Here is a 22,638-nt window from a genome sequence, read left to right as displayed (position 1 = left end):
AGGCTTTTTATTAGTCTTTACGAGTTGACTTGCGCTCTGTCAAACCATGAGGTAGGAGGACTTCGCGTTCTTCTAACTCCTCTTTATGCATAATCTTCGTCAACATACGCATACTAATCGCACCTAAATCATACAAGGGTTGTGCGATAGTTGTAAGGTTTGGACGAGTATAGCGTGCGATTTGAGAATCATCACTAGTAATAATCTCAAAGTCCTCTGGTACAGAAATTCCGTGATCAGCCAAACCATTCAAGAGCCCTGCTGCCAATTCATCACCAGTCACAATCGCTGCAGTCGCTTTTGAAGAAACTAAGCGTTCCGCCAAAGCATAACCATCATCATAGCGATATTTAGACTCAAATACAAGTCCTTCACTGTAGTTAACTCCTGCTTCTTTCAAAGCATCTTTGTAGCCAACCAAGCGAATCTTACCGTTAATATCATCTACCAATGGTCCACTCACAAAGGCAATTTTCTTGTTACGCTTCAACAAATGGCGAACAGCATCCGCAGTAGCATTCTTATAATCAATATTAACACTTGGAAGCTGGTGTTCTACATCCACTGTTCCTGCAAGAACTACAGGAGTACGTGAACGTGAAAACTCTGAGCGAATTTTCTCTGTTAAGTGATAGCCCATAAAGATAATACCATCAACTTGTTTTGAAAAGAGTGTATTCACTACTGCCACTTCTTTTTCATCATCCTCATCACTATTGGCAAGGACGATGTTATACTTGTACATCTCTGCAATATCATCAATCCCTTTTGCTAGCGCAGCAAAATAAGTGTTCGTGATATCTGGGATGACAACCCCAACAGTTGTTGTTCGTTTGCTTGCTAAGCCACGAGCTACTGCATTTGGACGATAGTCTAGGCGATCAATCACCTCTAGAACTTTCTTACGAGTGTTTTCCTTGACATTCTTGTTGCCATTGACTACACGACTGACAGTTGCCATTGAAACTCCTGCTTCTCGGGCAACGTCATAAATGGTTACTGTATCATCTGTGTTCATACCGTTTCCTTTCTAATCTTGAAAATTTTGTTTTCATGTTTACACTACTACTAGTTTACCACTAATTGTAAGCATTTTCAAGAGCTAACTGAACTTTCTTTAAAAAAATTGCATCCGTCATCATATTTTTGTAAATCAGTTTACTTTTCTTGATTTTTAGAGCAGTTTGGAGTATGATAATAAAAAATTAAGTAGGAGGCATGGATGGCTTTTACGGATTCACATAGACGTTGTGCCAGCTTTGGTGTGGTAACAAATCTTCCAGACGATGTGATTGACTCAATCTGGTACATTATCGATCATTTTTTAAAGCATGTTTTTGAATTAGAAGATGAGTTGGAATTTCAGCTCTTAAACCGTGACGGCTCCATCACCTTCCGTTTTTCAAGTCAACATCTATCTACAACGATTGACTTCGATTTTAGTCACCCCTTTGATCCATTATATCCACCAAAAGTACTTGTCATGGATATGGACGGCAAGGAAACGATCCTTCTCCCTGAAGAAAATGACCTATTTTAAAAACTCTAGTCTCCTGACTAGAGTTTTCTTTTTCTAATAAATGGAGCGACTAACAACCAGACCATTGGGTTTTGTATACTCTAAGTCAAGGTAATCCTGGTAAGTCCCTGGCACAATGAAACCTTGGGGACTCAATATATCAGTCCCAGCTTTTCCCACGATAGAGTCTGCCAGTAAAACACAATTGGTACTGAGAACAAAGTAGGTCTTGAATTCAGATGAGCTGAATTTATAAAGCGTCGCATCTGCTTCCTGTTTCAGCTGGTAGGAGTAGGTATGCTTGACCTCGCCCTCTCTTCTTTTCATCAACTGCGAGCTTGGCTCCCAAGGAATTAACAGGCCTTCTATCTCTGCTAAACGATCCTGGATAGCAGCTTTCTGTTGGTCTGTCAAACTCAGACCATAAGCAAACAAGGTCTTTTGACTTTCCCTCTTACAAAGTTCAATATATTTTTCTCGATTGGCCTTAAACAAGACACCATCTCCGACCATGCCAAATAGACGCTCCGATTGGGGATCATACGAACCATAGGAAATAACCTTCCCTTGATAACAAATATCCACATGTCCCATTGCGAGGAAAAATGAGGTTTCTGAAGTATGGACAAAAATCTCCAGATCAACCGTCTGGTCGTTTTTTCTTTCTGAATGCACTTCTCCTTCTTGGCCTTCATGATTTGACAGCCACTTATTCAGTTTACGCAAGGTGCTGATAGGGATTAGAGCTGTCACAAAGATTGGCAAAGTCATTCGCATTCGACGCTTCAGCTTGGGATTGTTTTCAATCCTCTCAAAAAAGAAACCATCCCGAAGACTGCTTGCTCCTAGCATGAGCAAGTAACATCCAAGCAAGAGCAATTCAAAATTCGCCGCATCGTGAAAAGGAGAAATGCTATAAAGACCAAATCCTATCATCCATACAGCATCGAAGAAATGATGGAGTCGAGGGTGAATGGCATTTTTTCGATAGAGAAACCAGGTAACAAGACTAATGCCACCCGTAAACAACTGATAGCTCGCAATGACAAAAACTAGGAGATAAAGGGCGATGTCTTGCCAGATGATGGAGTCAAACACGAGAGCCGCAACTATCAGCTTAGCCAAGGTTACAAGGATATTTTCTCTACGTTTTTTATCCTGAAACCAGCGAGTCAATAATTGCCAAACCGCTGACAAGGAAAAGTAGCCAATCAGCAACTGGTACCCCATCCGTGGAACAACTTGTCCAAAACGAATCAAGAGAATCCCTAAAGTAATAGCAAGCAGTCCCTCCCCAATACTCTTCCACTTGCTATAGGTCTCGGAAAGTTTAGGCATTTCCTTGCTCCAACTGATTAAGCAAGTGACGAATTGGTTGTCCCAAGACTGGATGGATAAAATGTGGGGCTATCTCTTGAAGTGACTCTAGGACAAATAAACGCTCAGCGATATAAGGATGTGGCAAGATAAGCTCATCTGTGTAGATGACTTGGTCCTCGACAAAGAGCAAATCTAAATCAATCAAACGAGGTCCCCAATGCACTTCCCTGACTCGTCCCATCTCTGACTCAATGGCCAACAAGGTTTCTAGCAAGATTGGAGCCGGCAACCAGGTTTCCACTTCAATGACCTGATTGGCAAAACTATCTTGCTCTACACCACCCCACGGCTCAGTTGTAATCACACTGGACTCTTTGAGAATACGAATCCCGCGAGCACTCATGTTAGCAATCGCGCGTTTGAGATTAGCCTTTTTATCTCCCATATTACTTCCCAAGGCAATAAAGGCTCGCTGCTTACGGCGATGGATGGTTACTGAACAGGTCTCCAAGGGTAGATGAACTGGCGCCCAAGGTTTTTTAAGTTCTAACTCAATTTCTTGAACGATAGGGTAAGTCTCAAGTGTACGCTCGACAAGTTTGTAGGCGACTGTTTCAATCAAATCCTCAGTATTTTCCTGAAACCATGTTGTCCATTGTTGACATAGCTCTCCATAGTGGATAGAAGACTTCAAGTCCAATTCTGTCGCAGCCTTGGTCATATCATAAGATAAGCTAGCTGAAATGACAAACTTTTGCCCCAGTTCTTTCTCACTAGGAAAGAGTCCGTGGAAGGCAAAAATTTCTAGATCTTTAATTCGCAGTTGATCCATAACTATCCTTTCTAGAAACATCCGCTTGAAGCGAATGTTTTATAGTCCCATCAGACGATATGCTTGGTCTCGAAGATCCTTATCCGTCTCAAATACACCGCGAGCTACTGTTGTCAAAGTTGCAGTTCCTGGTTTTCGAACACCTCGCATACTCATACACATATGCTCAGCTTCAATCACAACGAAAGCACCTTTGGCACCTAGATATTCCATCAAAGCATCTGCCACTTCGATATTCAAGCGTTCTTGAATCTGTGGCTTTTTAGCATAAACTTCAACTGTACGTGCCAGCTTTGACAAACCTGCCACCCGTCCATCTGGAATGTAGGCGATATGAGCTTTTCCATAAAAGGGCAAGAAGTGATGTTCACACATGGTATGGAAAAAGATATCCTTTTCTATTACCATATTATCGTCGATAATTTCAAAGGATTTTGACAAATGCTCCTCCGCCGTTTGACCAAGTCCTGAAAAAATCTCCTGATACATGCGGGCTACACGTGCAGGAGTTTCCTGCAAGCCTTCGCGGTTTATATCCTCACCAACAGCTTCGATAATCATTTTAACAGCTGTCTCAATCTTTTGTGTATCCATTCTCTAGTTTTTCCTCTCCATCAGATAGGCTCTCACCTGGCTCAAGAAATACAAGGAGCCCGTCACTATCCGAACTGTTTTTTTCTCTTCATTGTCTTTCATTTTTTGATCTAGAAATGCCTGCCAACTTTGATAGTTAAGTTTTCTAGAACGGGCTGCTTCTTTTAGCACCTCTTCGTCGGTCGCCCGACCATCCTCAAAATGTGTTAGTGTAAGATTAGTACCTGGTAAGTTCTCTAATAAATCTAACATATCCTCTAAAGCCTTAGTTTTAATACAAGTAAAGAGGATTTCCTTCTGGTAGTCGGCAAAGCGTTCTTGCAAGGTTGCTACCAAAGCCTTGATTGCATGGGGATTGTGGGCTCCATCCAAAATCACCAAGGGACCTTTAGAAACAATTTCCAAGCGTCCTGGCCAACTTGTTTCTTCTAAAGCTTGAGCAATCAAGTCATTACTTGCCAATTCTCGTCCAGTCTCTTGGCAATAGGTATCCAACAGGGTTATGGCCATCCCAGCATTCTCTACCTGATGAATGCCAAGTAGACCTGTCTGAAAACGACCCTGTCTAAACGAACTTGTATAGTCAAAGACCTCTCCAGTTTCAATACTCTCATGATGGCTGACCTGATAATCATCCCTATAAGCAAGCCTAGGAGCTTGTTTCGCTTTCGCAATCTGGTCGATTACCGCCAAGGCTTCTGGGACAATGTTCCCTGTTACCAGGGGAATTCCTTGTTTGATAATGCCAGCCTTTTGCTCCGCGATAGCTTCCAAGCTATCCCCTAGTAAAGCTACGTGGTCCAACCCAATGGTCGTAATACCTGTTAAGATAGGCTGACAAACATTGGTGCTATCCAAAAGTCCACCCATACCTACTTCCATAATGGCCACATCAACTTGCTCAGAAGCAAAATAGTCATAAGCGATAGCAGTGATAATCTCGAACTCTGTCGTTCCTTGTAAGGCCGGAGCATGCTCTCTTTCCAGTAGTGAGCGATAGTCCGCCATCAAGGTCTCTAATCTCGCTTCTGGGATGGATTCCCCGTTAATAGCAATCTGGTCCGTGTAATGAATCAGATAGGGTGAGCTAAAGACGCCAACTCTAAGCCCCATCTTTTCTAACATGGTTTTCAAGAAAGCTATGGTAGAACCCTTGCCATTGGTGCCTCCGATGTGAATAACCTTAAGCTTAAGGTGGGGATTGTCACGTAGGGCTAATAGCTCCACCATCCTCTCCAAACTAAAATGCGGTTGGTCTGTCCGATAGTTAGCTATCCACTGATTCGTTTCGTTATTGTTCATCTTATTTATACTGTTTCAAATCTAAATTTTCCGCATCATCAGCCAGACGGATGGCTGTTGCAATCTCGATTGCCATCTTATGACTAACTACATCGTGCACGCGCACCACTTCTACACCTTGTCTTGCAGCAATGCTAGTCACATGAGCCGAAGCAGTATCCCGATTGCGGAAGCCTTCTTCAGTTTCCGGATTGACTTCAAAACCATTCTCTTCAAGGATATTGATAACAAAGCGCTTGCGAGAGACTCCTAAAAAGATAGGATAGCCCATCTCATGCAACTTATCGATATCACGTAGGAGGAGCAAGTTTTCCTTCTTGGTCAAACCAAATCCAATCCCTGGATCTAGCATGATCTTGTCTTTCGAAATCCCTGCTTTCTCTGCTCTCCTTAGAGCACGGTTGAAGAAAGCTGCCATCAACTCTTCTACTGCTAGTTGTTCAAAGTCAGTCAATTCTTTATCAGTAAATGGCTCTCCAAATCCAAAATGAGGGAATATGAGCGAACTAGGGTGCTGAGGGCGTGCCATGACCGGATTAAACATGATGACGACTTGAGCTTCTGCTTTCGCAACCACCTCCGCCATCTTCTCATCACCCATGAGACCTGTAATGTCATTGACTATATTGGCACCCGCTTTTAGAGCTGCTTCTGCTACCTGACTCTTCCAAGTGTCGACCGAAATTAAAACATCACTTTCTGCACGGATAGCTTTAATGACTGGAACCACACGTTGGATTTCCTCTTCAATCTCAACATAGCTACTTCCAGGTCGAGTGGATTCCCCACCGATATCTAAAATAGTGGCACCTTCAGCAATCAATTTTTTAGCCTGTTTCAAGGCCTCCTCAACAGCAAAAAACTGGCCCCCATCTGAAAAAGAATCAGGGGTGACATTGATAATACCACAAATAGCTGTTTTTGTAAGATTCTCTATTTTTTCCACGATCATCACTCAAATTTCATTTAGATTGGTATTCCTCTATTTTACTGTTTTTTTTGGATTCTGTCCAATTATCCCTCGGTAGTCTCAAACTTTAAAAGAGCGTAAAAAAAGAGAGTGGGACAGAAATCGGTCATTCGTTAGAATTCGATTTCGTCGTCCCACCTCCGCACAGTTAAGTAGGGCTGTAAAAAGCCTAGTAGAGCCTACTCAACCACTGCGTCTTGCTTGACAATTCAAAGACAATTGAGAGGCTAGGACTTTTGTCCCAGCCTCTTTTTTATATTCTTATTTTTCAGTCAAAGCTGCAAGACCTGGAAGTTCTTTACCTTCAAGGAGTTCCATAGATGCACCACCACCAGTAGAGATCCATGAGAATTTGTCTGCACGTCCAAGGTTGATCGCTGCAGCAGCTGAGTCACCACCACCGATGATTGATTTAACGCCTGGTTGTTTCACGATAGCGTCCATCACACCGATTGTACCAGCTTGGAAGTCAGGGTTTTCAAATACACCCATTGGTCCGTTCCATACAACTGTTTTCGCACCAGTCAATTCTTGGTCGAATTTAGCGATTGATTTAGGACCGATATCAAGACCAAGGAATCCTGGGTCTACTGCTTCACCTTCAGTATCTTTCACTTCAGTGTAGTCAGCAAATGCGTTCGCTTCTTTTGAGTCAACTGGCAAGATCAATTTACCATTTGATTTTTCAAGAAGAGATTTAGCAACATCCAATTTGTCTTCTTCTACAAGTGAGTTCCCGATTTCGATACCTTGTGCTTTGTAGAATGTGTAAGTCATACCACCACCGATAAGAACTTTATCAGCTTTTTCAAGCAAGTTTTCGATAACACCGATCTTGTCAGATACTTTAGATCCACCAAGGATAGCTACGAATGGACGTTCTGGAGCTTCAACTGCTTCTTTGATGTAAGCAATTTCGTTTTCAAGAAGGAAACCAGCAACAGCTTTATCAACGTTTGCTGAGATACCAACGTTCGATGCGTGTGCACGGTGAGCTGTACCGAATGCATCGTTTACGAAGATACCATCTCCAAGTGATGCCCAGTATTTACCAAGTTCAGGATCGTTTTTAGATTCTTTCTTGCCGTCAACATCTTCGTAACGAGTGTTTTCAACCAAGAGAACTTGTCCATCTTCAAGAGCGTTAACAGCTGCTTCCAATTCAGCACCACGAGTAACACCTGGGATAAATTTAACTTCTTGACCCAATTTAGCAGCCAAGTCAGCAGCTACAGGAGCAAGTGATTTACCTTCTTTATCTGCTTCTTCTTTTACACGTCCAAGGTGAGAGAAGAGGATTGCACGTCCACCTTGTTCAAGGATGTACTTGATAGTTGGAAGAGCTGCAGTGATACGGTTATCGTTAGTGATCACGCCATCTTTTACAGGTACGTTGAAGTCAACACGAACGAGAACTTTTTTCCCTTTCAAGTCAACGTCTTTAACAGTCAATTTTGCCATTAGATATGACTCCTTCTTTTTTTTTACGTGTTAATTATATCACAAAATCAATAAAAGAGATAGCAAAACCTTAAACTTTTACTCTGAACCATTTCTCACAGGTAAATTTAGAGAATCCCTCAAGTAACAATAGGTACTCCCATTTTTAACCTCAGCAAGACAAAAAAAGATTTGACTTTTAAAAGTCAAATCTTTTTATTGTTATGAAGTCAATTTTAGATTAAAAATCTAGCTTAATCCTCTTTTTTCTTTTGAGCGAGAAGTCCAAAGCCACCTAGAACTCCAACCAATCCAAGTGCAAGGAGATTTGCATCTACTCCTTCACCTGTACTTGGAAGTTGTTTTCCTTCAGGTCTTTCAGCTTGTGCTTGTGCTACTTCCTGCTTAGCTACTTGTGCTACTGGAGCAGGGGCAAGAGGTTTGTCAGCTGGGGCATCCACTTTTGGCCCAATCTCAACAATCTCAGTTACAGTTTCTTTGACTACTTCTGTCCCCTTAAGACTGCGGTTGCCTTCTGTGTCAACTTCTACAAGATTTCTACGAAGCCCTTCAACTACGGCCTGAACGATACGACGTTCTCCTGCTTGAAGACTAGGATTTACTCGTTCTTCATGGCCGTATGCAACCTTTTCTTCCTCAACTACTAATGTTGGATTGCTGATAGTCAAATCTTTTTGTCCATCTAGCGGTTGAACACGGCTTTCTACCTTCGTACCAACTTCAGTAATCTCAGCCACTGCTTCCTTGACTACTTCTGTCTCAAGAAGAGTGCGGTTGCCTTTAGCATCAACTTCAATCAGACGACGAGTCTGACCTTCTACACCTGCCTGAACAATACGACGTTCTCCCACCAAGAGGTCTCCTGCTGGACGTTCTTGGCGTTCGAAGACTTGAGTTTCTGTTTCAACCACTAGCTCAGGTAGAGCTTCAACTGTTGGAGCCGCTTCTTCTTCTAAGCTACCCACATGGTGGCTTTCTTCTGCAGGAGTTAGTTTCTTATTCAGCTTTTCTTTCATGTCCGCAAAGGCTTCTGGAGTAGGATTTGTTGAGCCAATGAGAGTTTCTGTTTGAGCGATGATTTGATCATCTGCATTTTTCTCACGAACTTTTCCTAGTAGAGTTTCAAGTTCTTCTTTAGCTGCTTGATAAACCTGTACACCATTCAAGTCTGCACCAGCTTGTTTCAAGTCATTCAAAGCTTGGTTGACTGCTTCTTGACTAGCATCATGGTTTTCTAAAATCGCTTTTGCTGCATCAATCTTCTCAACAAGAGCTGCTTGTTTTACTGCATCCGCAAATGTATAAGCTACTGTTTCTTTGCGACCTTGAGCAGATGTGATTTCTTGTTTCAGATATTCGTCATTGACAGCTGCTTTAGGTGATACTAGAACATCAAATTCGACAGTTTGTCCTTGATAGTGCAACTGAAGTTTTTGACGGCCTGTTTTTTGAGCATCATAACCTGTAATTTCGACTCCTTGGTCTGTAAAGTTATGTTCAGTCTCCGTTTCATCATCATACAAGACCTTAAAGCGGCCTTCTGATAAGTTCAGAGCATCGCCTACCAAGTAGTCAATTTTCGGTTGCTTGCTAATATACAAGGCTGCGACTTCTTTTGGACCAGCTTCTTCACCAGTGACTTGAACCTTAAAGCTACCTGCAACTGGAAGACCAAGATAGGTTACCGTTAACTCTTGTTCGCCATGATGGTGAGCATCGTAGCCGTTAACAACTACACCTGCGTGACTGAGATTGATGACTTCGTCTGCTTCTTCACCCTCATATTTGACGCGAAGAAGACCACCTTTGAGATTCAATTCCTCGCCGTTTTGGTAAGTTGTCTTTTTAGGTGCTACTTCTAGACTGACAGACTTAATCTTTCTTTCATCCTGAGGAATCGTTACAGCAAGGGTATTACTGATTTCTTTCCCTGGCAATTGTGTTCGGTAGTAAAGAAGGCTTGGACGTTTTTCAAAGCTCAATGGATCTGTTGCTAGATCCCCTCCAACTACTGTGTTTAAACTAGCGATAGGAGTTTGTGAATCTGCCTTGTCATAGACTGTAATTGTTGCTCCAGCAGGAACTTCTGAGAATCCAAGTTGAATCTTATTGTCCGTTAGAACACGCGCTGCAACTTTAGCCATTGGGATGTTTGGGCTCTCCGTATCAAGAGTTTCATACATCTTCCAGTTGTAGATACGAATGGCTTTCCATGGTGTTCCATTGTCAGACGTAATGACGTTCAAACGCCAGTCTTGGGCCGTAATTGGGCTATCAAGGGTAATGTCTGAAACGTGAGCTCTATTGCCACGAACAGCCTTGGCTAGTTTCCATTCTCCAGCTTCATCCTTATAGTAGAGGTCAAAGTCCTTAGTATTCATCAAACCATCGTTGACAGATTCTCCACCAGCACCGGCATGGTCCATGACCCATCTAACGACACGGCGTGGTTGTGTCAAACGGATATCAACACTACCGCTCAACTGAGCAGAAGACCATTTATCAGATAAGCTAGTGATAGTTCCATTCAACATACCTTCGATACCTTCGCCGCCTTCTGTGTCTGGGAAGGTACTTCCGATAACAGTCGCTCCTGGAACGATATTTTCTGCTAATGGTCTTGGAAGACTTGTGTCTTGGACAGTCATTCCCCAGTCAAAGTTTGTAGTTGCTGCTTCAGAACGAAGGCCATTCTTACCAACTGCGACAACCTTCAACTCTTGACTAGTACCAGTTGCACTAGCTGAACGGCTAACTTTTGGTAGGTAGATAGTAGTGGCAGATGAGCCTGTCAATAGGTGCCAAGCATCGCCATCCTTCTCATAAACTTCATAGAAATCAGCATCTTTATTTCCAGTAAATTGGACAATGGCTTCTGCTTCTTGGGCATTTTTAAGAGATTGCTTAGCTACTTTTAGAGCTGTTGGTGCTTGAGGAGCCTCTTGATTATCTGTTACAGTCAACTCACCCAAGTTAAATTGATAGCCCTTAAGGGCAGCAGTATTTTCAAAAGTGAGCTTGATGCCGTAAATAGTCTGACCTGCCAAGGCACTCAAATCAAATTCATCTTTTGTCCAATCGTCAGATAAAGTCAGCTCTTTACGAGTATTCTCGCCACCATAGGTATAGTTTTTCTGAGTCGCAAACTCCACATAGACCTTGCTTCCCTTACCACCTTTATGGGCAACACGAAGTTTTGTTTTATCTGTTACTTCCAGTTTAGTAGAGTAAAGGCGAACATCTTGGTTGGTATTTTCAGCTAAATCACCCGCAAATTTGAGTGAATTCCCTCCATTGTAGGCATCTTCAAAGTCATAATCAGCTTGAAGTTTAGCACCTGATGAAGTTTGCCACCAGCGCCATGTAGGCAAGATACCTGATACAGAACGATAGTTCCATTCCGAATCCTTAGAAACTTTACCGTCTACAAACCATTTTTTACCATGTCCAGTGTTAAAGGATGTTGTAAAGGTACGTCCCACTGCTGGTGTACGGTCAGCTACTAGGTTAGCAATTCCGTACCAGTCCTTGTCATCTGGTTTTTGACCAGTTGGATCTCCTTGGTAGCCTGTGAAGAAGATATTTTCATTCTTGTGATAGTCTTCTCCTGTCTTCCCAAGACTAGTGATAGTATCAGGGGCAAAGAGACCAAGTGATAAGCGAAGTTTGCCATTTTCATCAAAAAGGGCATCCCATTTCACTTTTGTCTTATAAGAACCACCTTGTTGCAATTCCAAACCTGCAAAAACATCATACTGACTGCGTCCTAGCCATTTCGCCATTGTTACAGAGTAATCATTTTTCTCTTTAGTCCAGTTAAAGTTTGCAAAGAAGTGATCAGCAGGTACTTTATCGCCTTCTTTTTCCATGAATTGATAGTTGTACTCACCAAGTCCATCCTCATGGTAACGGCCATATTCATAAGTCATGGCATCGTACCAAGAATACTTGACTGGATGATTAACTTGAGCTGCATATTCCTTGGTATAAAGCATGAAATCACGCATTTTCTTACCAAGAGGCGTTACGATATCTCCTGTTGTTTCTTGGTTGATAAAGTAGCCATCAAATCCATAGTATTTAGCCAAATCAACCAACTTACGAGCGATAGGGAAAGTACCGTCTTCGTCTTGTTGAAGGGCTGCAGCAAATTTTTCTTGGTCTGCAATACTATTAGACCAGTTGAAGAATAGAGTACCTAATACTGGGACACCATTACGGTGACCAGCATCAATCACGTCTGGAGTTGGAACAAGCCCTTCCCAGAAGACCATTGAATTCAAGTATTGCCAGTAGTCAAAAGCATAGGCTTTAAACTCTTCACCACCTACAGAAGCGTGGTCTTTGGCCTTAGAGTTGGTATTGGCAAGAGCTTCAACCTTGGCATCCTTATTGGCTTTTTCGTTGACTACATGCCCACGGTAACGTTTAGCCAATTCAACTGAAGAACGATTAATAGCGTCGTCTTCACGGGCACCCGATTCCCATTTCAACAAATCTTCCCAAGTGTCAAACTTAATTTCTTTTGGTCGAAGACTTTTTTCTTCTTTCTTAGGAACATCTGAGACAGTTGCTTTCTCTTCAGCCTTATTTTCTGTAGCTACAGGTGCCTCTTCAGCCTTAGGCGCTTCAGCAACCGGACTAGCTACTTCCTTATCAGCTGCAGTCAATTGGTCCAAGGTTGGTTTTTCTTCTGAAATAGGTTGTTCACTAACCTTGTTTTCTGTCTCTTCCAACTGCTTTAATACCTCAGGTGAAGCTGTAGTTGATTGCTCTGATGTGGTTGGCGATGCTTGCTCTGTAGCCACGGCAGTAGTCGTTGTTTCATTCGCTGGGATTGCAACTTCTTCTGCTAGAGCTTGGTTGGCAAATAAAACCGAACCAATCATCAAAGAGCAGGCACCAACTGATAATTTTCGAATACTATAGCGGTAACGTTTCTCAAAAAATGGATTCTTCATTTTTTCTCCTTTTACTTCCAAAAGTAAGCGCTTTATTTTTATTTAAAAAAAGTAACTGCCCTTAAAGTAGCAGAACTGTTCATTTTCATTTTACGATATTTATAAGTAGAGTCAACACTTGCCCATAAATATCTATAAAGGAGTGAATAAATGATATAAATTAGACAATCAGAAGCATTTTTCTACTTTTACTAGCATTTTTCTTAAAAAACTTCATTTACTACTTGTTAGATTGCTATTAATCCTTTAAAATAGAATGGGAGAAATTCCGTGATTATTTTTCGGAGGAAAAAGGAAATGTCCATTAATTGGCAGGAAATTATTTTTCACTTTTTAGGTGGTCTGGGTCTATTTTTGTATAGTATCAAGACCATGGGAGACGGTTTGCAACAAGCAGCTGGAGATCGTCTTCGATATTACATTGACAAATATACTAGCAATCCTTTCTTTGGAATTTTAGTTGGAATTGGGATGACTGCCCTGATTCAATCGAGTTCAGGTGTTACGGTTATTACAGTTGGTCTGGTTAGTGCCGGACTATTGACCCTGCGTCAGGCTATTGGGATTGTTATGGGAGCCAATATTGGAACAACCGTCACATCCTTTATCATCGGTTTTAAATTGGGAGACTACGCTTTACCGATGCTCTTTATCGGAGCTGTCTGCCTCTTCTTTACAAAAAATCGCTCGATAAATAATGTTGGACGAATCCTCTTTGGTGTCGGTGGTATCTTCTTTGCCCTCAATCTTATGAGTGGCGCTATGGAACCCCTTAAGGATTTACAAGTCTTTAAAGACTACATGGTAGAACTTAGTAAAAATCCAATCTTGGGTGTTCTTGTCGGAACAGGTTTAACCCTTCTGATTCAAGCCTCCTCCGCAACCATCGGGATCCTACAAAATCTCTACGCTAGCCATCTGATTGACCTTCAGGGTGCCCTACCAGTTCTCTTTGGAGATAACATCGGAACAACCATCACTGCTATTATCGCTTCCTTGGGTGCTAATATTGCAGCCAAACGTGTAGCCGCAGCCCATGTAGCCTTTAACGTTATCGGAACTGTTATCTGTATTATCTTCCTCGTTCCATTTACAGGCTTAATCCAATGGTTTGAGAGCTTCTTAAATCTAGCTCCAGAAATGACCATTGCCTTTGCCCACGGAACCTTTAACATTACCAACACGATTATACAGTTCCCATTCATCGGAGCTCTTGCCTTCTTGGTAACCAAGCTTATCCCTGGAGAAGACGAAGTTGTCAAATACGAACCTCTCTACCTTGATGAGCAACTGATCAAACAAGCTCCATCTATCGCTCTTGGAAATGCTAAAAAAGAACTTCTACACTTGGGTAATTATGCTGCTAAAGCCTTTGACCTCTCTTACGACTATATCATCAACTCTAATGAAAAAGTTGCAGAGAAGGGACATAAGACTGAAGAAGCTATCAATACCATTGATGAAAAATTGACTCGTTACCTCATTAGTTTATCTGGTGAAGCTTTGAGCCAAAAAGAGAGTGAAGTCTTAACAAATATCCTTGACTCTTCACGAGACTTGGAACGTATCGGAGACCACGCAGAAGCCCTGCTTAATCTTAATGATTACTTGCAACGCAAGAATGTTCAATTCTCTGAGGCTGCCTTAGAAGAACTAGCAGAGATTTATCTTAAAACTAGTGAATTCGTCAAAGAGGCTCTTGAGAGTGTGGAAAACAACGACCTCGAGAAAGCAGAATCTCTTATTGAACGTCATGATGCCATCAATAACATGGAACGTGTCCTTCGTAAGACTCACATCAAACGTCTAAATAACGGAGAATGTTCTACCCAAGCAGGTGTCAACTTTATCGATATTATTTCACACTACACTCGTGTATCAGACCACGCTATGAACCTTGCTGAAAAGGTTCTAGCAGAACAAATTTAATAGATAAGAAGCCACCTTGACTTAGGTGGTTTTTTCGTCTCTTATTTGAGAGTCTCTTTTCTAATGGATAGAAAAATGCTTTGATTCACAATGGAATCAAAGCATTTTAAATAGTTCCCCAATCATAAGGGCAGAGGCAGCAGAACCCCTGTACTTGGCTTCCTCTCTTTTGATAAAGCGGGCCAGATTGACTAACTCTGGTGCTGGTGTTTTAGGGTTCTTGAGCAGTTCAAGAGTAACCAGACCTGAAAGACGCACCGCTAGCAACCGCTCATTGATGCTTGGTAATTGCTTAGCAGTCTCTACAAGTGCAACCACTAAATCTTCACTAAGATTCTGACGGGCATTGTTGTAAAGATCCCGAATCAAGGTTTCTAGGTTTGGTTCTTCCATCCCTATCACCTCCCTCTTTGCTGTTTAATAATTTTTAATCAAATCTACAGTAGAGCGATCCAATTTTTTAACCAGGGCTTGTAAGAAAGCTTGTGCTTCAAGGAAATCATCCATAGCGTAGAGTGTTTGGTGTGAGTGGATATAACGAGCACAGACACCAATTGTTGTTGATGGTACACCACCATTTTTCAGATGAGCTGCCCCGGCGTCAGTTCCACCTTTTCCACAGTAGTATTGATATTTGATTCCAGCTTCTTCAGCAGTTGTCAAAAGGAAATCTTTCATGCCTGGGAGAAGCAAGTGACCTGGGTCGTAGAAACGAATCAAGGTTCCATCACCAATCTTACCTTGACCACCATAAACATCACCAGCTGGTGAACAATCCACAGCAAGAAATACTTCTGGGTCAAATTTTGTTGTTGATGCGTGGGCTCCACGAAGGCCAACTTCTTCTTGGACGTTAGCCCCAAGGTAAAGTTCATTTCCTAGTTTTTGACCTGATAAGTTTTCAGCCAACTCGCTAACCATGAGAACACCATAACGGTTATCCCAGGCTTTTGAGATGATATTTTTTTCGTTTGCTGTTAGGATTGCACTACTATCTGGGACGATGGTATCTCCAGGACGGATACCAAAGCTTTCAGCCTCAGCCTTATCCGCAAAACCACCGTCAAAAACGATATCTGAAATAGCCGGCATGGTTGGCCCACCTGTGCCACGAGTCAAATGTGGAGGCACTGAACCTGAAATTACTGGAATTTCACGTCCTTGGCGAGTAAAGAGTTTAAAACGTTGGCTACTAACAACCATTGGATTCCAACCACCGATGCTGACTACTCGGAAAGTTCCATCTGGTTTGATTTCACTAACCATAAAGCCTACTTCATCCATATGAGATGCCACCAAGACGCGTGGAGCATTCGCAACTTCTGAATGTTTGATACCATAAATGCCACCCAACCCATCTGTCACTACTTCATCCACGTGAGGTGTTAGTTTTTCACGAAGATAAGCGCGAACAGGTGCTTCATGACCTGAGATAGCAGAAAGTTCTGTTACTTCTTTGATTTTAGAAAATAATGTTGTCATTTCAGTTCCTTCTTTCTTTCCACCATTTTACCACTTTTTATAGGAGAAGGGTAGTAGAAATCGATATTTTACCCAGCAAATTACTCCTTGAAACAAAAAAAGAGAGTGGGACAGAAATCGGTCATTCGTTAGAATTCGATTTCGTCGTCCCACCTCCGCACAGTTGAGTAATACTCAATGAAAATTAAAGAGCAAACTAGGAAGCTAGCCGCAAGCTGTACTTGAGTACGGTAAGGCGACGCTGACGTGGTTTGAATTTGATTTTCGAAGAGTATAAGGCTGTAAAAGCTGATGAAATCAGCCTAGTAGAACCCACTCAACCACTGCGTCTTGCTCGACAATCCAAAGACAATTGAGAGGCTAGGACTTTTGTCCTAGCCTCTTTTTACTTTGAATTTCTCTTTAAAGAAAAGTGGTCCGGAACAGGATCCTTACCTATTTCAGACCAAGGATGACATCGTAAAATCCGTGCCAATCCCATGAGAACCCCCTTAAATCCATGCTTTTCAATAGCCTGAATCATGTAGTTTGAACAGCTTGGTTCAAATCTACAAGAAGGCGGAAAAGCCGGGGATATAAAGCGTTGGTAAAATCGCACAGGCGCAATTAACATTCTTTTCATTATTTCTTGGTTACAGCCATAGTATGTAGTTGGCTAATTTCCTTTTTATTGAGACGACGGGATTCACCTGGACGGAGACCTGTCAAGTCTAGGTGTCCAAAACGGGTCCGTGACAACTTGTCAACTTGAAGACCTACAGCTTCAAACATTTTTTTAACTTGGTGGTTACGTCCTTCATGGATGGTCAATTGAACAACTGAGCGGTTTTTAACTGGGTCCACTTTGAGAATTTCATAGACAGCTGGCTTGGTTTTCTTGCCATCAATCTCAACTCCTCGAGTCAAGGGGCGAAGGTTTTCTTTGTTGGCAATCCCTTTTACACGCGCAACATAGACCTTATCGATTTCATTACGTGGGTGAATCATCTCATCGGTAAAGTCACCATCATTTGTCAAAATCAAGACACCTGATGTATCCCAGTCCAAACGTCCCACAGGGTAGATACGCTCTTTCACATTAGGCAAAAGATCGACAACCGTCTTACGTCCCTTATCATCTGTTACACTGGAAATCACTCCACGTGGTTTATTGAGCAGATAGTAAACCTTTTCTTCGTTATAGATGGGTTGGCCCTCAACCTCAACCTTATCACCAGACTTGATGGTTGTCGCTAATTCACGTACTACCTGACCGTTAACAGTCACCAAGCCTTGCTTGATCAACTCTTCTGCTTTTCTCCTACTGGCCACACCTGCGTGGGCAATATATTTATTGATTCTCATCTTCTTCTATCCTTTCACCAAATAATTGGCTTTCTTGTGCTTGAATTTCAAGCTCGTCAATCACAGGCAATTCTTCCAAATGGTTAATACCCATGTAATCTAGAAAATAATCCGTAGTTACATAGAGATTAGGGCGACCAAGAACCTCTTTTTTTCCGTCTTCTCGTATCAAGTCAAAGGCCTGTAACTTTGCCAAAGCTCCACTCGAATTAACCCCACGAATAGCATCGATTTCTATACGTGTGATAGGTTGCTTATAGGCAATAATGGACAGGGTTTCAAGCGCAGCCCGAGATAGACTCTGGTTGATTGGCGCCTTAGAATATTCCTTCAAAACATCTGCAAATTGAGGCTTGGTTACCAATCTGTAGGCACCTCCTGTCTCAATCAGGGCCAAACTAGAATCCTCGTCTTTTTCATACTTTTTGGCTAATTTTTCAAGACTCTGCTGAACCCCTGTTGGTGGTAACGATAAGAGCTCTGCTAACTGACGAGCCCTAATCCCATCTTCACCTGACACAAACAGGAGCGCTTCTATTTTTGCTAAAGTACTCATACTTCCTCTCAATCAAGCCTGACTTTGCTCTACTTGATTTTCCTCATTCTTTTTTATGAGATAAATATCTCCAAAACTCTCTTTTTGAATCAAGAGAATTTCTTGGGTTTTAATCAACTCTAAGGTTGCTAAAAAGAGGGTAATAACCTCTTGCAAATCCTTGGTTTCTTTAAACAAATCCTGTAGGCATAGTTGTTGCCCTTCTACCAAGGCTTCCCGAACAATGACCATCATATCCTCAATCTTATACTCATCTCGTAAAATGGTTGTATGGTTTTTCGAGAATTCTTCCTTTTTCTTGGTCAGTAAGGTTGAAAAGGCTAAGAAAAGATCGATCGTGGTCTTATCATGCACAAGTTCAGCATCTTCGTAAATTAACTCTGTCGGTGCTTTTGAGTAATATTGAGCTCGTTCTTGGTGCTTGACTTCCAACTGCTCTCCCAAAAGTTTAAACTTACGGTATTCTTCAATCTGAGAAAGGAGATCCTGCTCTAGGTCATCCTCTAAATCAGACACTTCCGCAACCTTTGGCAAGAGCTTACGACTTTTGATCAGCATCAGTTGGCTAGCCATCACCATATATTCACCTGCCACTTCTAAACGCATGGCTTGTAAGGTTGATATGTAGGCTAGATACTGCTCAATAACTTCTGTAATCGGTACATCATAGATATCCATCTGATACTTTGAAACCAAGTGTAAGAGCAAGTCCAAAGGCCCTTCAAAATCTTTTAATTTAATATCCATTATCTATATTTTTCTAAGGTCATGACTGTCTTTAATCCTAATTTTTTAGCGATTTCGTACAAGTCAACCTTTTCTTCGATTTGTCTTAATATAAACTGTTCTCTCAATCCTTGAGCCGATAAATCTGCAAAACCTTTTTCCTTTAGAAAGGATTCTAACTGACGAAAGGCCCATTGACGAGAGTATGGCTTACCAGTTTTTTCAAAGATGTAGGTCTGTCCCATCAAGGATTCTAACTCTGCAAGTAATTTTGTGGGAAGACTCAAGATTCTTTGTTGAGAAGCTTTATTGATTCTCAACACTTGAAAATCTAGATTCACATCACTTATTTTTATGGCTAGAATTTCACTAGGCAAGAGGCCTAATTCCACTATCAATAATGCTATTAAACGCCCTTCTGGATAGGTACTTTCTTGCCAGAAAGAACTCAAGTCTAAAAGTTCTGACTTGACTTGTTTTTTTTCAGCCTGTTTCGGCAATTCTAAACGATAAAAGGTGCCAATCTTTCCTTTCTGGTATAAAAAGTAAAGAAATTGATTACAAGCAGAAACTTTACGCTTTTGGGCACTCATTTTAAAATTTGATAATTGAGCTTGGTAGATTTTTAAACTTGTCTCAGAAATTCGTTCTCCAATAAGATCTAAAAACTGCTCCAAGTCATATTTATAAGACTGTTTAGAATTACTAGATAGATTTTGCTTTTCTTCTAAAAATGTTAAAATCCATTCTCTCATTTGCTTCGAATCTCATATTCCTTACTAAAATCATGCAGGAGAGCATTGACCGCCTTGAGGATTGACTTCCGTGTGATAATCCCTTGGAAAATACCATCCTTATCAACGACTGGCAGGAAAGACTCATCCACTAGCTTATGTAAAACATCTGTCAGTGTATAATCTGGAGCCACCACTGCAACATCCTTCTTTGTCATGTGAACGATATCCATATCTGCCATGACTTCCTGACTCAAACCTTGCTCCATTTGGTATGCAAAAATATCTCTAAGACCAATGGTTCCAACAAATTTTTTCTCAGCAGTCACTACCGGCACTCTGGTATAGGTCATCTGGCTAAGAAGGAGAATTGCATGATCTGCATTGTGAGTATCAATGAGTACAGCCAAATTTTCGGCAGGAGTCAAAAAGGTTTCCTCTTGCTCCAGCAAAAAGAGTTCAAATTCTTTGGCAATCATCGAGCAAACTCCTTGGACAATCCTGGGTAAACCTCATGATTACGTGTCAAAAAGTCCACTTTAAAGTAGCTATCATCAATCTCCACACGGGCATAGAGGCATTCTCTGATAGTTCCACGTGGCTGACTGATAGAACCTGGATTTAAAAAGAGGGTCTTTCCTTCCATCCATGCATTTGGTACATGCAAGTGCCCATAGAGGCAGATATCTGCATCTTCCTCTTGAGCCCAGAAATCTAGTTTTTGGAAGTTGAAGTTAATGTCAAATAAGTGTCCATGAGTCTGGATAATCTTGGTAGGACCCAGTTGAGTCACTAAGCGTTCTGGATAATCTGAATAAAAATCCATATTGCCTCTGACCACCTGAATTCCTTCCCAGAGCGGTGAATCAGGGCGAAGCTCCGAGTCACCATCGTGAAAAATGGCATCAACTTTCCCAAGATAGCGATCACGTATTTCTTCTACAATCAAGCTATCTCCATGGGAGTCACTCATTACAATGATGGTTTGCTTTGCCATGATGGAAATACCTCCAAAAGTTTCTTAACGGCTAAGGCACGGTGAGATTGACTATTTTTTTCTTCAAGGGTTAATTCAGCTGATGACTTGCCTGTTTCTCCTACTAGGAAAAGAGGATCATAACCAAAACCATTTTCTCCCTTAGGTTCAAAGTTAATGTAGCCTGGCCAATCGGCTTCGACCACCAAGCTTTCCTTACCTGGGCTAGCCACGACCAAGGTGGTGTGGAATTGTGCCGAACGGTCCTTGAGTTCAAAGACCATGGCTAATTCATGCAAAAGCTTAGCATTGTTTTCCTGGTCAGTGGCTCCCACTCCTGCAAAACGAGCTGACCAGACACCTGGCAATCCACCGAGGACATCGACTTTAAGACCTGAGTCGTCTGCCAAAACCATCTTGCCTGTTAATTTAGAGATAGTTTCTGCCTTAAGACGAGCATTTTCTTCAAAGGTCATACCGGTTTCAGCAACTTCAGGCAGGTCTGGATAATCATTGAGATTCTCCACATCAAAGCCAAGTTTGTCAAAGATAGCACGAAATTCCTTGGTTTTACCCTCGTTACGAGTCGCAATCAGCAAAGTTTCTCTGACCTTGTTTGTCTCAAAGAAGGCTTCCACATCGACTCCTTCTTTAGGTAATTCAACATGCAAGAGTTGTCCATTTTCAACTAAGAGCAAGGTACCTTGGCGTTGAATGACTTCCAAGTTTCGACCTGCTTCTGCATTTAAAATCTCAACGATAAAAGATAGCAAGCGGAAGTTGGAAGACCAGCGCATTACCGTAATCGTGATTGGAAAACCATTTCCCTCATCACGGAAAATGCGAGCCAAATCCATAAAATCAAGATCAAGAGGATCTTTTATGAGGCTATAGATTCCACCGTAGACGTCCCAGACACCTACATACCAGTCCTGGTCATCCTTGTATTCATAAATTTTGTTTGTCATAATGTTACATGCTCCACATGAATCTCTTTTTCTAACCATTCTGCACCAATCTGGGCAAAACTCTGACTATTCGCTGTTGTATAAAATCGGTGTTGCAGCGGGCCTGCATCACGGCTACGATTGATTTCAAAATAATTGAGCAAGACAGAGATGTCCCGCACACACTCCGCTCCACTATCAATCAGTTGAACCTTAGGCCCCATGACATTTTGAATAATGGGTCTGAGAAGCGGATAATGAGTACAGCCCAAAATCAGGCTGTCCACTTTTCCGACCAAGGGACGTAGGGTTTCATAGACTACTTTCTTGGTCACACTGGTTGAAAGGGCACCAGACTCAACCAAAGGAGCAAATTTGGGACAGGCCAAACTTTCCACTTGCAAATCCGGATCTAGATCATGGATTTTTTGACGATAGATGTCTGATTGTACTGTCATCGGTGTTCCAATCACACCAATTTTCCCACCTTGGCTAGATTTGATAGCCGCTGAAGCCCCAGGCAAGATGACACCCAGCACAGGAATATCCAACTTGGACTTGATTTCTTCCCAAACAACTGCTGTTGCAGTATTACAAGCGATGACAATCATCTTGACATCCTTAGTCAAAAGAAAGTTGACCAACTGCCAAGTATATTCACGAATTTGCTCAGCAGGACGAGGCCCGTAAGGTGCCCGTGCCGAATCTCCAATATAGACGATTTCTTCATGAGGAAGCTGGCGCATGAGCTCACGTACAACGGTCAAGCCTCCAACGCCCGAATCCAAAAAACCAATTGGTCGATTATCCATACAGTCTTCTTTCTAGTCTTATTTTTCTGATTGATAGTTCATTATCATTATATTTCTTACCGAAATTTTTGACAGTCTGTGAAGTCCCAACTGTCTCTCTCTTAATCATAATCAAATATCAATAGAATGCAAGGAAAAAGTCTTCGCTCTAAATATCAGTTGAACATAGTGAG

At 41.8% G+C, this 22,638-nt stretch carries 21 protein-coding genes; 2 read left to right on the top strand and 19 right to left on the bottom strand.

Annotation, left to right across the window (positions count from 1 at the left end):
• Window positions 1-10: 10 nt before the first annotated feature.
• Complete coding sequence (gene ccpA / locus AC3E9F_RS00435; protein ID WP_263394042.1) at window positions 11-1,018, bottom strand: catabolite control protein A; 1,008 nt, start codon at window positions 1,016-1,018, stop codon at window positions 11-13.
• A 204-nt stretch (window positions 1,019-1,222) separates the two neighbouring features.
• Here ccpA and AC3E9F_RS00430 point away from each other — a divergent pair, with 204 nt between their 5' ends.
• On the top strand, window positions 1,223-1,540 hold the full coding sequence (locus AC3E9F_RS00430) for a DUF960 domain-containing protein (protein ID WP_263394043.1): 318 nt from the start codon (window positions 1,223-1,225) through the stop codon (window positions 1,538-1,540).
• Between the two features lie 33 nt (window positions 1,541-1,573).
• On the opposite strand, the gene AC3E9F_RS00425 is transcribed toward AC3E9F_RS00430, so the two are convergent.
• The 7 genes from AC3E9F_RS00425 to AC3E9F_RS00395 form a co-directional block, all read right to left on the bottom strand.
• Window positions 1,574-2,857 carry a DUF308 domain-containing protein gene (locus tag AC3E9F_RS00425; protein ID WP_263394044.1) on the bottom strand — a complete coding sequence of 428 codons (1,284 nt, stop codon included), beginning with the start codon at window positions 2,855-2,857 and terminating at the stop codon, window positions 1,574-1,576.
• The gene (folK, locus tag AC3E9F_RS00420; protein WP_263394045.1) at window positions 2,850-3,671 is read right to left on the bottom strand and encodes a 2-amino-4-hydroxy-6-hydroxymethyldihydropteridine diphosphokinase; all 822 of its coding nucleotides are present in this window, start codon (window positions 3,669-3,671) and stop codon (window positions 2,850-2,852) included. Before folK ends, AC3E9F_RS00425 begins: the two co-directional genes overlap by 8 nt.
• Window positions 3,672-3,710: 39 nt before the next feature.
• Window positions 3,711-4,265: a GTP cyclohydrolase I FolE gene (folE, locus tag AC3E9F_RS00415; RefSeq protein WP_263394046.1), complete on the bottom strand. Its 555-nt coding sequence runs from the start codon at window positions 4,263-4,265 to the stop codon at window positions 3,711-3,713.
• A gap of 3 nt (window positions 4,266-4,268) precedes the next feature.
• Window positions 4,269-5,567 (bottom strand): bifunctional folylpolyglutamate synthase/dihydrofolate synthase, encoded by a 1,299-nt coding sequence (locus AC3E9F_RS00410; RefSeq protein ID WP_263394047.1) that lies wholly within the window; start codon window positions 5,565-5,567, stop codon window positions 4,269-4,271.
• 1 nt (window position 5,568) lies between these two features.
• Window positions 5,569-6,519, bottom strand: coding sequence for a dihydropteroate synthase (gene folP / locus AC3E9F_RS00405; protein WP_263394540.1), 951 nt, complete (start codon window positions 6,517-6,519; stop codon window positions 5,569-5,571).
• Window positions 6,520-6,798: 279 nt separating this feature from the next.
• Window positions 6,799-7,998 carry a phosphoglycerate kinase gene (locus AC3E9F_RS00400; RefSeq protein ID WP_004251735.1) on the bottom strand — a complete coding sequence of 400 codons (1,200 nt, stop codon included), beginning with the start codon at window positions 7,996-7,998 and terminating at the stop codon, window positions 6,799-6,801.
• Window positions 7,999-8,231: 233 nt separating this feature from the next.
• The gene (locus tag AC3E9F_RS00395; RefSeq protein WP_490672667.1) at window positions 8,232-12,959 is read right to left on the bottom strand and encodes an endo-beta-N-acetylglucosaminidase; all 4,728 of its coding nucleotides are present in this window, start codon (window positions 12,957-12,959) and stop codon (window positions 8,232-8,234) included.
• Between the two features lie 297 nt (window positions 12,960-13,256).
• Between AC3E9F_RS00395 and AC3E9F_RS00390 the strand changes: the two genes are divergently transcribed.
• Window positions 13,257-14,888, top strand: coding sequence for a Na/Pi cotransporter family protein (locus tag AC3E9F_RS00390; RefSeq protein ID WP_263394049.1), 1,632 nt, complete (start codon window positions 13,257-13,259; stop codon window positions 14,886-14,888).
• 96 nt (window positions 14,889-14,984) lie between these two features.
• On the opposite strand, the gene AC3E9F_RS00385 is transcribed toward AC3E9F_RS00390, so the two are convergent.
• From AC3E9F_RS00385 to racE, 11 genes are all read right to left on the bottom strand, one after another.
• Complete coding sequence (locus AC3E9F_RS00385; protein WP_263394050.1) at window positions 14,985-15,281, bottom strand: bacteriocin immunity family protein; 297 nt, start codon at window positions 15,279-15,281, stop codon at window positions 14,985-14,987.
• Between the two features lie 24 nt (window positions 15,282-15,305).
• Complete coding sequence (pepA, locus tag AC3E9F_RS00380; RefSeq protein WP_263394051.1) at window positions 15,306-16,370, bottom strand: glutamyl aminopeptidase; 1,065 nt, start codon at window positions 16,368-16,370, stop codon at window positions 15,306-15,308.
• A 385-nt stretch (window positions 16,371-16,755) separates the two neighbouring features.
• Complete coding sequence (yidD, locus tag AC3E9F_RS00375; protein ID WP_083312325.1) at window positions 16,756-16,992, bottom strand: membrane protein insertion efficiency factor YidD; 237 nt, start codon at window positions 16,990-16,992, stop codon at window positions 16,756-16,758.
• On the bottom strand, window positions 16,992-17,714 hold the full coding sequence (locus tag AC3E9F_RS00370) for a pseudouridine synthase (RefSeq protein ID WP_490672666.1): 723 nt from the start codon (window positions 17,712-17,714) through the stop codon (window positions 16,992-16,994). The genes yidD and AC3E9F_RS00370 overlap by 1 nt, the downstream gene beginning before the upstream one ends.
• Window positions 17,701-18,270: an SMC-Scp complex subunit ScpB gene (gene scpB, locus AC3E9F_RS00365; protein ID WP_263394053.1), complete on the bottom strand. Its 570-nt coding sequence runs from the start codon at window positions 18,268-18,270 to the stop codon at window positions 17,701-17,703. Before scpB ends, AC3E9F_RS00370 begins: the two co-directional genes overlap by 14 nt.
• 12 nt (window positions 18,271-18,282) lie before the next feature.
• On the bottom strand, window positions 18,283-19,017 hold the full coding sequence (locus tag AC3E9F_RS00360) for a segregation/condensation protein A (RefSeq protein WP_263394054.1): 735 nt from the start codon (window positions 19,015-19,017) through the stop codon (window positions 18,283-18,285).
• Window positions 19,017-19,751 carry a site-specific tyrosine recombinase XerD gene (gene xerD, locus AC3E9F_RS00355; protein ID WP_263394055.1) on the bottom strand — a complete coding sequence of 245 codons (735 nt, stop codon included), beginning with the start codon at window positions 19,749-19,751 and terminating at the stop codon, window positions 19,017-19,019. The genes AC3E9F_RS00360 and xerD overlap by 1 nt, the downstream gene beginning before the upstream one ends.
• Entirely contained in the window at window positions 19,748-20,209 is a 462-nt protein-coding gene (cbpB, locus tag AC3E9F_RS00350; RefSeq protein ID WP_263394056.1) for a cyclic-di-AMP-binding protein CbpB, read from the bottom strand. Before cbpB ends, xerD begins: the two co-directional genes overlap by 4 nt.
• Window positions 20,206-20,727 carry a metallophosphoesterase gene (locus AC3E9F_RS00345; protein ID WP_004251713.1) on the bottom strand — a complete coding sequence of 174 codons (522 nt, stop codon included), beginning with the start codon at window positions 20,725-20,727 and terminating at the stop codon, window positions 20,206-20,208. Before AC3E9F_RS00345 ends, cbpB begins: the two co-directional genes overlap by 4 nt.
• Complete coding sequence (locus AC3E9F_RS00340) at window positions 20,703-21,674, bottom strand: nucleoside-triphosphate diphosphatase (RefSeq protein WP_263394057.1); 972 nt, start codon at window positions 21,672-21,674, stop codon at window positions 20,703-20,705. The genes AC3E9F_RS00345 and AC3E9F_RS00340 overlap by 25 nt, the downstream gene beginning before the upstream one ends.
• On the bottom strand, window positions 21,671-22,465 hold the full coding sequence (gene racE, locus AC3E9F_RS00335) for a glutamate racemase (protein WP_263394058.1): 795 nt from the start codon (window positions 22,463-22,465) through the stop codon (window positions 21,671-21,673). The genes AC3E9F_RS00340 and racE overlap by 4 nt, the downstream gene beginning before the upstream one ends.
• Window positions 22,466-22,638: the final 173 nt, after the last annotated feature.

The organism is Streptococcus sp. SCPM-O-B-15277 (M60) (genome assembly GCF_058200335.1).
The sequence above is the reverse complement of the archived record's forward strand: the minus strand, read 5'-3'. Positions and strand labels throughout refer to the sequence as shown.